The sequence below is a fragment of the Ketobacter alkanivorans genome (assembly GCF_002863865.1).
Classification (GTDB): domain Bacteria; phylum Pseudomonadota; class Gammaproteobacteria; order Pseudomonadales; family Ketobacteraceae; genus Ketobacter; species Ketobacter alkanivorans.
Genome location: NZ_CP022684.1, coordinates 1,060,948 through 1,073,099, shown reverse-complemented (window position 1 = coordinate 1,073,099; position 12,152 = coordinate 1,060,948). Strand labels below are relative to the sequence as shown.

At 50.3% G+C, this 12,152-nt stretch carries 11 protein-coding genes; 8 read left to right on the top strand and 3 right to left on the bottom strand.

From position 1 onward, the window contains the following. Window positions 1–54 precede the first annotated feature (54 nt). The 4 genes from Kalk_RS04510 to Kalk_RS04495 all read left to right on the top strand — a co-directional run bounded on the left by Kalk_RS04510 (window position 55) and on the right by Kalk_RS04495 (window position 4,090). Window positions 55–1,008, top strand: coding sequence for an acetyl-CoA carboxylase carboxyltransferase subunit alpha (locus Kalk_RS04510; RefSeq protein ID WP_101893064.1), 954 nt, complete (start codon window positions 55–57; stop codon window positions 1,006–1,008). Continuing rightward, window positions 1,008–1,790, top strand: a complete 783-nt coding sequence (locus tag Kalk_RS04505; RefSeq protein WP_101893063.1) for a sulfite exporter TauE/SafE family protein — start codon at window positions 1,008–1,010, stop codon at window positions 1,788–1,790. Before Kalk_RS04510 ends, Kalk_RS04505 begins: the two co-directional genes overlap by 1 nt. A 145-nt stretch (window positions 1,791–1,935) precedes the next feature. Then, a complete protein-coding gene (locus Kalk_RS04500; RefSeq protein WP_101893062.1) occupies window positions 1,936–2,574 on the top strand; it encodes a DUF2057 family protein in 639 nt (212 codons plus the stop codon). 418 nt (window positions 2,575–2,992) lie between these two features. Then, window positions 2,993–4,090 (top strand): porin, encoded by a 1,098-nt coding sequence (locus Kalk_RS04495; protein ID WP_101893061.1) that lies wholly within the window; start codon window positions 2,993–2,995, stop codon window positions 4,088–4,090. A 105-nt stretch (window positions 4,091–4,195) separates the two neighbouring features. On the opposite strand, the gene Kalk_RS04490 is transcribed toward Kalk_RS04495, so the two are convergent. From Kalk_RS04490 to fabA, 3 genes are all read right to left on the bottom strand, one after another. Then, a complete protein-coding gene (locus Kalk_RS04490) occupies window positions 4,196–5,401 on the bottom strand; it encodes an IS256 family transposase (protein ID WP_101892936.1) in 1,206 nt (401 codons plus the stop codon). A 155-nt stretch (window positions 5,402–5,556) separates the two neighbouring features. Continuing rightward, the gene (fabB, locus tag Kalk_RS04485; protein WP_101893060.1) at window positions 5,557–6,771 is read right to left on the bottom strand and encodes a beta-ketoacyl-ACP synthase I; all 1,215 of its coding nucleotides are present in this window, start codon (window positions 6,769–6,771) and stop codon (window positions 5,557–5,559) included. 50 nt (window positions 6,772–6,821) lie between these two features. Then, window positions 6,822–7,337 (bottom strand): bifunctional 3-hydroxydecanoyl-ACP dehydratase/trans-2-decenoyl-ACP isomerase, encoded by a 516-nt coding sequence (gene fabA / locus Kalk_RS04480; protein ID WP_101893059.1) that lies wholly within the window; start codon window positions 7,335–7,337, stop codon window positions 6,822–6,824. Between the two features lie 395 nt (window positions 7,338–7,732). On the opposite strand from fabA, the gene Kalk_RS04475 reads away from it, so the two are divergent. The 4 genes from Kalk_RS04475 to ccmI are packed head-to-tail and all read left to right on the top strand — an operon-like array spanning window position 7,733 to window position 12,009. Next, window positions 7,733–9,721 carry a heme lyase CcmF/NrfE family subunit gene (locus Kalk_RS04475; protein ID WP_101893058.1) on the top strand — a complete coding sequence of 663 codons (1,989 nt, stop codon included), beginning with the start codon at window positions 7,733–7,735 and terminating at the stop codon, window positions 9,719–9,721. Next, window positions 9,718–10,254, top strand: a complete 537-nt coding sequence (locus tag Kalk_RS04470) for a DsbE family thiol:disulfide interchange protein (protein ID WP_101893057.1) — start codon at window positions 9,718–9,720, stop codon at window positions 10,252–10,254. The genes Kalk_RS04475 and Kalk_RS04470 overlap by 4 nt, the downstream gene beginning before the upstream one ends. Beyond that, entirely contained in the window at window positions 10,251–10,712 is a 462-nt protein-coding gene (locus Kalk_RS04465) for a cytochrome c-type biogenesis protein (RefSeq protein WP_101893056.1), read from the top strand. Before Kalk_RS04470 ends, Kalk_RS04465 begins: the two co-directional genes overlap by 4 nt. A gap of 37 nt (window positions 10,713–10,749) precedes the next feature. Continuing rightward, entirely contained in the window at window positions 10,750–12,009 is a 1,260-nt protein-coding gene (gene ccmI, locus Kalk_RS04460) for a c-type cytochrome biogenesis protein CcmI (RefSeq protein ID WP_101893055.1), read from the top strand. The last annotated feature ends 143 nt before the right edge of the window (window positions 12,010–12,152 follow it).

Sequence of the window (12,152 nt, the reverse complement as noted above, 5' to 3'; positions counted from 1 at the left end):
CTGAATAAACTCGCTAACCCATAGCCTATAACAATTAAACAGGATCAATGAGTTATGAATCCTAACTATCTGGATTTCGAACAACCTATCGCAGAACTGGAATCCAAGATTAACGAGCTGCGCAATATGGGCGACAGCACCGCACTGAATATTACCGATGAAGTGAAACAGCTGAAAGACAAGAGCCTTTCGCTGACTGAAACCATCTTTTCCAATTTAACCTCCTGGCAAATTGCCCAGCTGGCGCGCCACCCCAAGCGTCCCTACACCTTGGATTATATCGACCTGATTTTTACCGAGTTCGATGAGCTCCACGGTGATCGTACCTTTGGGGATGACAAGGCCATTATTGGCGGTGTGGCCCGTTTGGACGGCAAGCCGGTAATGATCATCGGCCATCAGAAAGGTCGGGATGTTAAAGAAAAAGTACGCCGTAATTTTGGCATGCCGCAGCCAGAGGGCTATCGCAAGGCCATGCGCCTGATGCAGATGGCGGAGCGTTTTAAAATGCCACTGCTGACCTTTATCGATACCCCCGGAGCTTATCCTGGCATCGAAGCAGAAGAGCGAGGTCAGAGCGAGGCCATCGCCCGTAATCTAGCGGTAATGGCCAGTTTGAAAACCCCCATCATCGCCACTGTCATCGGCGAAGGTGGCTCCGGCGGTGCGCTGGCCATTGGCGTGTGTGATCATTTACAGATGCTTCAGTACAGTACGTACTCAGTCATTTCGCCCGAAGGCTGTGCCTCCATTCTTTGGAAAAGTGCCGAGTACGCATCGGATGCGGCAGCCGCCATGGGGCTCACGGCTGAACGACTGCATGAGCTGGGGCTGGTGGATCAGATTATTCCGGAGCCGCTGGGTGGCAGTCATCGTAATCATAGCGCAGTGGCCGATTCACTTAAGGCTGCCTTGATCGAAAACCTGGAGCGCCTTACCGCCAAAGATGAAGAAGCCCTGATGGCGGAGCGCTATCAGCGTTTAATGAGTTACGGCTTCACCGGTTAATGGAATACTTGATATACCCTGCCCTGGGTATAGTGGCAGGGTTAGCCGCTGGCCTGCTTGGTGTGGGCGGCGGTTTAATTATTGTCCCGGTGTTGATCTACGCTTTTAGCGCAATTCAGTTTTCACCCGACGTGCTCACTCATATGGCAGTGGGCACCTCCCTTGCCACCATCATCATTACCTCCTCTGGATCAGTTTATCAGCATCATAAAAAAGGCGCTGTGCTTTGGCCTGTGCTTACCTGGTTTGCATTTGGATTAGCCGGCGGAGCCCTTTTGGGTGCCAAGCTGGCAGACATCATCAACGGCCGAGTATTGCAGATGCTGTTTGGTGTATTTGCCATACTCATAGCACTGCAGATGGCGGCCGGAGTAAAACCCAAGGCGTCCCGAGAGCTTCCTGGTAAGGCGGGGCTATCGTTGGTGGGTGTGGTGATAGGCTCAATTTCTGCAATATTCGGTATCGGCGGAGGGTCTCTTAGTGTGCCTTTCCTGACCTGGTGCAACGTTAAGATGCAGCAGGCTGTTGGCACCTCAGCCGCAGGGGGAATGCCAATCGCAGTAGCGGGAGCCTTTGGTTTTATCGTTACCGGGTGGGATGAATCAACACCTGAATACAGTTTTGGCTATGTCTATCTGCCTGCACTGCTTGGGATCTCTGTTACCAGCGTTATCTTCGCTCAAGTCGGTGCCCGTCTGGCCCACAGATTACCGGCGGCCACTCTTAAAAAGATCTTTGCAGCCTTGCTGGTAGTAGTGGGTGTTAAATTACTGCTGGGATAGAGGCCCGCGCACCTGTTCTGCAGCCTGTTCTTCGATCGCCGGTTTCCGTCATGAATTTTATGCGTGCTAAGAATGTATGTCACAGCCGTGACATAATTCTGTAATATGATGCCGAAAACTCCGCTGTGATTAAGGAAATGATTTTATGAAGCGTCTGATTCTCTCTGTGTTGCTGGTTTCTTTGTTATCGGCATGCGCCAGTCAGAAAGTACAAAACCTGTATGAAGGCCAGGACAAACAAGCTGCTCTGATCAAATCTTCACCAACTGTGTTGTTTAAATATATTGATAACGATGAGGTGAGCACGGGCTTCATTGGCCAGCAAACCACTTATCGCGTGCAAGCCGGTGAGCGTACTTTGATGGTGGAGTATTCGGATCTGTTTGAAATATCCAATGATGAGCACGAAAAAGTGGTTTCTCGCCCTGCAAAAATCACGTTTCTTGCAGAAGCGGGTAAGACCTATCAGGTTGTTAATCCAAAGCAGGTGACTCTGGGGGCTGCTCAAAGCTTTGCCGAAAAGCCGGAATTTAACGTGATTAATGTCGCGAACAAGCAGACAGTTGAAGCGACAGTGGAGCTGAGCCGGCCCAGAACGTTCATGACACAGCTGCGCTCTGCTGTGGCACCGGTGTATGAATTCGAAAGTGATCAGGTGCAAACCGCAGCGCCGGTGTCAGCGCCAATGGCGAATCAGTCAGTGATGGAAAGTTTGCAGTCGCTGTGGAAAAGCGCCTCTGATGCTGACCGTGATGCATTTTTGCAGTGGGTGAATCAAAAGTAGCAGCCCATTGGTGTGCTTTCAGATCACTTATGCAGCAAACTGCACCAATATTGTTTCAAGTCATGAATTTGGTGTGCTTTTCGACCAAAAAAAGTGCACTAAGCTCTTTGCATTTAACTTGATTGTCATATAATCGAAACATCGCTTTTTTGTGCATATGGGCGATGTCGCGGATTCTTTTGTTTAAGGCGGTCGCGTAGGGGAAGGATATTATTAGAAAAATACGGAGATAACACATAATGCATCGACTACAAATGGTGTGGGCTGTGCCCAATGATCCCCGTATTAAATTCATTCTAATGATGTCATTTTGAATAATGCGTTTGTCACGAAAGTGTCATAGTGCTTATTCATACTTCGCTCCGTTCGTAAGCCGACAATATTTGCGAAAAAACCTCGGACCCTCTAGGAGAGAAAAATGAAAGTAAAATTGCTTCCTTTAGCTATTGGTGCTGCTATTGCTATGCCAGGTGTGGCTTTGGCAGATGGACCTACTGTTTACGGTAAGGTGAATGTATCTTACGAAATGGTTGATTGGAATATCGAGCTCCCAAGTGAAGATTTAGACTTGGATTCGGATAATTGGCAGGTTATTAGCAACGCTTCTCGCGTAGGTGTTAAAGGTAGTGAGAATATTACTGATGACCTGAAAGCTATCTATCAAATCGAGTGGGGAGTAAACATTGATAGTGGCGAAGACATGTCTCAACGAGATCGATTTGTTGGTTTGTCGGGCGGCTTTGGTACTGTTAAAGTGGGTAAGTTTGATAGCCCTTTAAAGAAAGCACAGGGAAAGGTTGACCTGTTCAATGACTTGTCTGGTGATATTGGTTACGTGATTGTTGGTGAGAACCGCCTCAGTAACGTTATCCAGTATTCCACTGCGGATATGGGTGGAGTGCAGTTTAATATTGCTATGCAGCCTGGCGAAGAGTATGACCTGGATGTTCCAGGCCAAGATGCTAAAGATGGCCCAGCTGATGCTTTTTCTGCATCCGTAACATTTGAGCAAGATGGTCTATATGGAGCAATTGCCTATGATTCCGAGGTGGGCTCCAGCATCAAGAATCCTGCTCTTGATGAACTTACAGCTATGCTGGATCCTGATGATGCCGAAGACTATGAAGAATCGTTTGGCGTCTTTAGCTCTCGCTTTGATACCTTGCGATTGGTGGGTCAATACCAAATGGATGCGTTCCAGTTTGGGGTGATTTATCAGATGGCTGAGAACAGTGATGAAGATGTGGATGGTGGCTCATTGGAGCAAGATGGATATGTCTTGAGCGCTGGCTTCACTGCAGGGTCAAATTTGTTTAAAGTTCAGTACTCTTCTGCCACTACTGAAATTGATGGTGTGGAACAAGATATTGATGTGGAAGCACTGTCTTTGGGTGTAGATCACAAGCTGTCTAAGCAAACAACCGCTTATGCATACTACAATACTTATAGTTTTGAAGTTTCTGAGCTTGACTCAGGCAAAGATAACCTGGGTGTTGGTATCGTCCACAAGTTCTAATCTCTCCTGAGACTAGCGCTTAATAAAAACGCCAGCTTAACCGCTGGCGTTTTTTTGTGCGTGGCATTTAGAGGGCGTTCAAAATTCTGTGTCAGCCTAGTGGCGTCATAAGCTGATGTATTTCTCCAGCCGGTCTGGGAAGTGGATTGTGAGCTGTGACAGCGTCAGGTTCCAGTTCTGTATCGGGTGAGTCCATCGCTCAGTGGCTTTGAGTATACCGGCATACAACAGCTTCAGTAAGCTGTTTTCATTAGGGAAGCCGCCTTTCGTCTTGGTGAGTTTTCGGAACTGGCGGTGTACAGCCTCGACAGCGTTTGTCGTGTAGATCGCCTTCTGCACGTAATCCGGGTACTTAAAGTAAGTCGATAACGTCGGCCATTTACTGCGCCAAGACTGGATTACCATTGGATATTTGTCGCCCCATTTGGCTTCCAGGTCGTCCAAGGCAATTTCTGCGGCGTTGAGGGTGGTAGCCTTGTAAACGCACTTCAGGTCACTCATGAAGGCTTTCTGATTTTTGGAGGCAACGTACTTCATGGAGTTGCGGATCTGGTGGATGATGCAGTGCTGAATCTCGGTGTCGGGGTAGATGGTCTCAATGGCTTCAGGGAAGCCTTTCAGGCCATCCACGCAGGCAATCAGAATATCTTTTAGGCCCCGGTTGTTCAGGTCGGTCAACACAGATAGCCAGTGGTGAGCACCTTCCTGATCCGATAAATACAGGCCCAGCAGCTCCTTCTTGCCTTCGATATTGAGGCCCAGAATGGTGTAGATAGCCTTGCTGACATAGCGGCCGTTTTCCTTGATCTTGTAGTGAATCGCATCCAGCCAGACGATCGGATAGATAGCCTCCAGATCTCGCTCACGCCATGCCTGAAGCTCTGGGAGAAGCTTGTCGGTGACAGCATTGATGGTACCATTGGAAAGCTCGACACCGTAGAGATCGGCAATATGGCCGCGGATATCCTGATAACTGTTACCCAGGGCAAACAGAGCCAGGATCTTGCGTTCCAATTCATCGGTGAGGTGAGTCTGGTTCTTTTTGACCAGCTGGGGTTCGAAGGTGCCAGACCGGTCTCTGGGGGTATCCAGCTCAAAGCTGCCCGTAGGGCCTTTTATGGTCTTGGAAGACTTGCCGTTCTTACGGTTAGGGGCTTCCTCGTTGGCCAGATGCTCTTCCAGCTCGGCCTTCATGGCGGCCTCAGTGAGCTGTTTGATCAGGGGTGTCAGGATGCCGTCCTTGCCAGTGAGGTCTTGGCCTTCACGCAGGGCTTTGAGGGCGGCTTCCATATCGAAAGTAGGTTTGGTCATAGGTCACCTCTTTTGGTCTAATGATAAAGAAATGACACAGAATTCTGAACACTACCGGCATTTACGCGGAAGTGTGGTTTCTTACGTCCAATAAAAAAGGCAGCCGAAGCTGCCTTTTTTACGATTTCGCGGATAACCTCAATCAACCCTAAAGGTCAGCCCATCTTGCGAAACACTAGAGTAGCGTTGGTACCGCCAAAGCCAAAGCTATTGGACATCACCGTTTTCAAACCGGCGTTGTCCTTGCGCTCGCGGGCGATGTTGGCGCCTTCCAGCTTTTCATCCAGTTGCTCAATGTTGATGGATTCAGCAATAAAGTCGTTCTCCATCATCAACAAGCTGTAAATGGCCTCTTGCACGCCAGCAGCGCCCAGTGAGTGACCGGTCAGTGATTTAGTAGAGCCAACCACTGGCATGTTATCACCAAATACGTTGCGCACAGCGCCCATTTCAGCCACATCGCCTACTGGCGTGCTGGTACCGTGGGCATTGATGTAGTCGATGGGGGTGTCTACGGTGGCGATGGCCATTTGCATGCAGCGGGTAGCACCTTCACCAGAGGGGGCAACCATGTCGCTGCCATCCGAGGTAGCGCCATAGCCTACCAGCTCTGCGTAGATTTTCGCGCCACGGGCTTTGGCATGTTCGTACTCTTCCAGCACCAGCATGCCGCCGCCGCCAGCGATAACAAAACCGTCACGGGTTGCATCGAACGCGCGGGACGCTTTTTCTGGCGTATCATTGAACTTGGAGGAGAGTGCACCCATGGCGTCAAACATCATGGTCAGGCTCCAGTGTTCTTCTTCACCGCCGCCCGCGAACATTACGTCCTGTTTGCCCAGTTGGATTAACTCCATGGCGTTGCCGATGCAGTGGGAGCTGGTGGCGCAGGCTGAGGTGATGGAGTAGTTGACCCCTTTGATTTTATATGGGGTGGCCAGGCATGCGGACACGGTGCTGGTCATCACGCGGGGAACCATATAGGGCCCAATGCGTTTGACGCCTTTGGCGCGCAGAATATCGGCGGCTTCAACTTGGTTCTTGGAGCTGCCACCACCGGAGCCGGCTACGATTCCGGTGCGGATGTTGGATACTTGATCTTCTGTTAAACCGGCGTCGGCGATAGCCTGGCCCATGGCAATGTATGCATAGGCCGCTGCATCGCCCATGAAACGCAAAGGTTTACGGTCGATGTGTTCGGAAATATCGATGTCTACTTGGCCTGCCACGTTACTGCGCAGACCCATTTCCTTGTATTCCTCTTTGAAGCGAATACCGGAACGGCCTTCGCGCAGGGACGCAGTAACCGATTCCTTATCGTTGCCTAGGCAGGATACGATGCCCATGCCTGTAACCACTACACGTTTCATGGTAATACCCTTTCTGTGTGTCGCGTTTGTTGTCGTTATATTGTTCTTGATCAGAAGCCGTCGGTGGAGGTGAACAGCCCTACACGCAGATCCTTGGCGGTATAAATTTCACGGCCATCTACCTGCAGTGAGGCATCGCCGATACCCATCACCAGTTTGCGTTCGATTACGCGCTTCATCTGAATTTCGTAACGTACTTTCTTGGCGGTAGGCAGTACCTGGCCGAAGAATTTCACCTCACCGGCACCCAGTGCGCGGCCACGTCCTTTATTGCCTTTCCAGCCGAGGAAGAAGCCGATCAGCTGCCACATTGCGTCCAGGCCCAAACAACCGGGCATTACCGGATCTTCTTCAAAGTGACAGGCGAAGAACCATAGTTCTGGGGTGATATCCAGCTCGGCGATGATTTCGCCTTTGCCATGTTCGCCACCATCCGCTGTGATGTTGGTGATCCGATCCATCATCAGCATGTTGGGTAATGGTAAACGAGCATTACCGGGACCGAACATTTTGCCGTGTCCGCAGTCCAAGAGTTCTTCGAGGGTGTAAGAGCTTTTTTGATTCATGAGTAATCTGAGGTCTTGTTAGTGAAAAGAATCATCAGGCTGATAAGTCGATGTTCGAGATGGCATTCCCAATTGCCAGGCCAACGCTTCGTGTTGTTATTGTTATTGGGCTCGAGCTGACTGCAGCCTGCGCAAAATTACGCTTTATTTTCAGTCACACATGTTAGCGGTTCTGGGGTCAAGAATCGACAACCTGATCCTCTAAATTGTGTGGGAATGTGTTTCAGACTTGGCAGATTAGGCTGTTGTCGCGCCGGTTTGCTGACTTTGATTGCTTGACAGCAGCTTCTCACAGCGCCCAATACTAGGGCGTAGGTGGGGTTTATGGTAAGGTTAGCGGCGTTTTTTACTGTGGGTATCGCAACTTACATTGCAATTGAGAGAGAGGTTGGCGCGTGATTCCAGAAATCGGGCATTTTGCTATTGTGATGGCCATGATCTTGGCCGTGGTGCAAGCGGTGTTACCTCTGGTTGGAGCCGGGCTCCAAAATGAGCGCTGGATGGCGGTGGCCAGGCCAGCGGCGTATGGGCAGTTTGCTTTCCTGTTGTTGGCATTTGTGATGCTGGCGTATAGCTTTTTGGTTAACGACTTTACGGTTTCCTACGTGGCTAACCAGTCCAACACCTTACTGCCGGTGGGATACAAGATCTCAGCGGTTTGGGGTGGGCACGAAGGCTCGTTGCTGTTGTGGGCTTTGGTGCTTGCCGGTTGGACGGCTGCGGTAGCCATTTGGAGCCATCACCTGCCTGTTGTCGTGTCATCCCGAGTGCTGGGGGTGATGGGGTTGATTGCTATCGGTTTCAATTCATTCCTGCTGTTTACCTCTAATCCGTTTTCTCGCCTGCTACCTGATTTTCCTCCCGATGGTGGTGATTTGAATCCGCTGTTGCAAGATCCCGGACTGATTGTGCATCCGCCCATGCTGTATATGGGGTATGTGGGCTTTTCAGTTGCTTTTGCGTTCGCCATCGCCGGGTTGTTGGGGGGAAGGCTGGACAGTGCCTGGGCTCGTTGGTCGCGCCCTTGGACAATAGTCGCCTGGTGTTTTCTGACTATTGGTATCGCTCTGGGCAGCTGGTGGGCGTATTACGAATTGGGCTGGGGCGGTTGGTGGTTCTGGGACCCAGTAGAGAATGCCTCTTTTATGCCTTGGTTAGCCGGAACTGCGTTGATGCACTCCCTGGCAGTGACTGAGAAGCGTGGTGTATTTAAAGCCTGGACCGTGCTACTGGCTATTTTGGCGTTTTCCCTCAGTTTGTTGGGTACGTTCCTGGTGCGCTCCGGTGTGTTGACGTCGGTGCATGCGTTTGCCGCGGATCCAACCCGTGGGTTCTTTATTCTGGTGTTCCTGTTGCTGGTGGTGGGGGGATCCTTGTTGCTGTTTGCGCTGCGAGCCCAGTCCTTAAACAGTGAAAGCAATTACGATTTGTTCTCTCGTGAAGTGTTCTTGTTGATCAATAACATTATTCTGATTTGCGCTACCGGTGTGGTGTTGGCAGGAACCCTAAGCCCCATCCTGTTTGATGTGCTGGAATTGGGCAAAATCTCTGTGGGCGAGCCGTTCTTTAATACGATGTTTGCGCCTATTACTCTGGTGTTGATGGCCTTTTCAGCCATTGGGCCCCTGGTGAACTGGAAACGTCATAATGCTGCTTTGCTGCGTACCACTATGATTCAGGCGTTTGTTATTTCTGCTTCGGCCGCAGCGCTTGGCCTGTGGTTGTTTGATGAAGGCTGGAACTGGCTGGTGTTTGTTACGTTATTGTTATGCGTGTGGGTGGTTTTCCATTCCTTGTTCGAAATGTGGAAAAAGATTCGCACAGCCAAGGCTGGTGTTGTTGCGGGCTTCAAGCGCTTGTCGCTGAGCTATCGGGGTATGGTTATTGCGCATATCGGCATGGCCATAACCGTGGCGGGTGTAGCCATGACGGCCAACTATGATGTTGAGCGGGATGTGCGCATGAGTGCGGGTGATGAGGTGAACATTGGCCCGTATCACTTTGTGTTTGAAGGGGTCAAAGATGTTGAAGGCCCTAATTACTTCGCTACTCGAGGCATTGTTTCTGTGACCCAGGATGGTGAGCACATCGCTATTCTGACCCCGGAAAAGCGTCGCTATCATGTACGTAAAGATATGATGACAGAAGCGGCCATAGATGCAGGCTTTACCCGTGACCTATACGTGGCCTTGGGTGAGCCGTTGGCCGATGGCAGCTGGGCGGTGCGGATATATTTTAAACCCTTTATGCGCTGGGTGTGGGGTGGTGGCATGATTATGGCGCTGGGTGGTTTTGTTGCTATGAGCGATCGTCGCTACCGAGTCAAGGTTAAGCAGAGGGTGGCCAATGCAGCGTCCGGTTTGATGGGGGGCAATGCGGCATGAGTCGTAGCAAACTGTTGTTTTCGATTCCGTTTATTGCATTTGTGGTGTTGGGATACTTCTTTCTTGAAGCGCTCAATTCTGACCCTTCTTTACTACCTTCTACTCGTATCGACCAACGGGTTCCGGCGTATTCCTTGCCTGGGTTGGAAGATCCGGCCCAGCTACTGACAGAGCGACAGTTGAAGGGGCCGTTGTTGTTGAATGTATGGGCCACTTGGTGTCCTTCCTGCCAGGTGGAGCACCCGGTGTTAAATGAGCTGGCTAAAAACGGTATTACCATTGTCGGTTTGAATTACAAAGATGTCAGGCAGGCGGCCCTGAAGTATCTGGAAATCCATGGCAATCCATTCAAGTACAATATTTATGATGAAGGCGGAGATTTAGGCCTTGATTTAGGGGTTTATGGCGCGCCGGAAACGTATCTGATTGATGCAGACGGGGTGATTCGTTATCGCCATGTGGGTGTGATTACGCCGCAAAACTGGCGCGAATTACTGTGGCCTAAATGGCAGGAAATGGGAGGCAAACCATGATTCGGTTGCTATGGGTATTCATGCTGGCAAGCAGCAGTGTATTTGCCACCATTGATGCGTATGAATTTAAGAATAATGACGATGAGCAGCGTTTTAGAGTGATGGTAGAAGAGCTGCGTTGCCCTAAATGCCAGAATCAGAACGTATCCGACTCTAACGCGGGTTTGGCGAAAGACATCAAAGATCGTGTCTATAAGTTAATAAACGAGGGCCGCAGTAATGGCGAAATCACGGATTATATGGTGGAGCGCTACGGTGACTTTATTACCTATCGCCCTCCCATAAAGCCATCCACCTGGTTTTTGTGGTTTGGGCCGTTTGCTATTGCGTTGATTACCGTGGTTATTCTGCTGGCACGAAAACTCAGTGCGAAACCGTCTAAGCCGGTTGTCATTGATGCAGATAAGCATCGCAAGGTCGAAGATCTGCTGAAAAAGCTCGATGACATTGATCGTTGATAATTTCACCCCTGAACTGAATTAAAGGAATCCGATTATGACCCTGATGTGGGTAGCGCTGGGTGCCATGACCATTGTTGGCGTGCTGATAATCATTCTCCCGGTCTTGAATTTTCGCCCTAAACAGGAGCTTTCTGGCGATGTAATCAATGCCATGGTGTTTAAAGATCGCCTGAAAGAACTGGATCAGGATCTGATTGATGGACGCATCGTGCAATCCGAATACGATCAGTTGAAACAGGAGCTTGAGCTGACTCTTTTGAGTGATGTTGGGGTAAGCGAGCTAGGCAGGCGACGCGGTCAGGGCGGTAAGTGGATGATCTGGCCTGTGGTGTTGCTGGTGCCTGCTGCGGCGTTTTTGGTGTATTGGACAGAAGGGTATCACCCAGAGCTGAAAGAATGGTTCAGCACAGAGCAGCGCATGCAGCGGGTGATGCCGATGATGATGGCCGGAAACTTTGAGGCCGTGGAAAAAGAAGATATAGGTGTTGATGATTTTATTCGTGCACTGCAACGTCAGTTACAGTCGAACCCCGAAGATGATCAGGGCTGGTACTTGCTGGGGGTCAGTTACCTGCAGGTACAAATGCCTCAGCAGAGTGAGCTGGCTTTTAGCCGTGCGCTGGGCCTAAGCCCCAATAATGTGGATTACGTATTGGGGTTTACGCAGGCTACCCTCGCGGCCAACGGAGGTAACATGACGCCTGAAATACGTCGTACGCTGGAGCAGGTCATGCGCGCCCAGCCCGATAACCCCAAGCCGTATATGACCATGGGCATGGCGATGTTTCAGGATGGCGACTTTAAATCAGCCATTCATGTTTGGGAGCTTTATCTTAATCGGGAGCAGGTTGACCCCAGAGCCGCTGAGTTGTTGCAGCGTAGTATTGAGGTAGCACGTAATGAGATGGCGCAATCGAGCGGTGCCACTCAAGAGGTGGCAGCTGGGCCAGAAGTTGTGGTGACGGTTGACGTATCAGATGAGGTGAAGGCGAATCTCAACCCGACGGATGTGCTCTTTATCTATGCAAAAGCCGCCAATGGCCCGCCGATGCCCCTGGCTGTGGTGCGTCAACCCGTGTCTGGCTGGCCGGTTTCGGCAACATTGAACGATAACAATGCGATGACGCCTGCCATGACGCTTTCGAAATTTAAAGAGGTAGTGGTACAGGCGCGAATTTCCCCCAGTGGTAACGCTATTCCACAAAGTGGTGATTGGAGCGCAGAGCCTTTTCCGTTAACGGTTTCGGAAGGTTCGCACCGTGTTGAGTTGAATATTCATTCACGATTGCCCTAATGTGGTTTGTTTGAAGCCGTTCTTTGTTGGAATCGAACGGCTTTTTTCTGTCTGCTCACTCTGTTATTCCTGCCTACTGTCGCCTTTGTGATTAAAGTCTCACCAGTTACGAGATGTTTTTTTAATCCTGAGCAATCAATTCA

Bases quoted from the DNA above. Each gene is read 5' to 3' on its own strand.
- Kalk_RS04510 (WP_101893064.1), top strand. From the start codon at position 55: ATGAATCCTAACTATCTGGATTTCGAACAACCTATCGCAGAACTGGAA.
- Kalk_RS04505 (WP_101893063.1), top strand. From the start codon at position 1,008: ATGGAATACTTGATATACCCTGCCCTGGGTATAGTGGCAGGGTTAGCC.
- Kalk_RS04500 (WP_101893062.1), top strand. From the start codon at position 1,936: ATGAAGCGTCTGATTCTCTCTGTGTTGCTGGTTTCTTTGTTATCGGCA.
- Kalk_RS04495 (WP_101893061.1), top strand. From the start codon at position 2,993: ATGAAAGTAAAATTGCTTCCTTTAGCTATTGGTGCTGCTATTGCTATG.
- Kalk_RS04490 (WP_101892936.1), bottom strand. From the start codon at position 5,401: ATGACCAAACCTACTTTCGATATGGAAGCCGCCCTCAAAGCCCTGCGT.
- fabB (WP_101893060.1), bottom strand. From the start codon at position 6,771: ATGAAACGTGTAGTGGTTACAGGCATGGGCATCGTATCCTGCCTAGGC.
- fabA (WP_101893059.1), bottom strand. From the start codon at position 7,337: ATGAATCAAAAAAGCTCTTACACCCTCGAAGAACTCTTGGACTGCGGA.
- Kalk_RS04470 (WP_101893057.1), top strand. From the start codon at position 9,718: ATGAGTCGTAGCAAACTGTTGTTTTCGATTCCGTTTATTGCATTTGTG.
- Kalk_RS04465 (WP_101893056.1), top strand. From the start codon at position 10,251: ATGATTCGGTTGCTATGGGTATTCATGCTGGCAAGCAGCAGTGTATTT.
- ccmI (WP_101893055.1), top strand. From the start codon at position 10,750: ATGACCCTGATGTGGGTAGCGCTGGGTGCCATGACCATTGTTGGCGTG.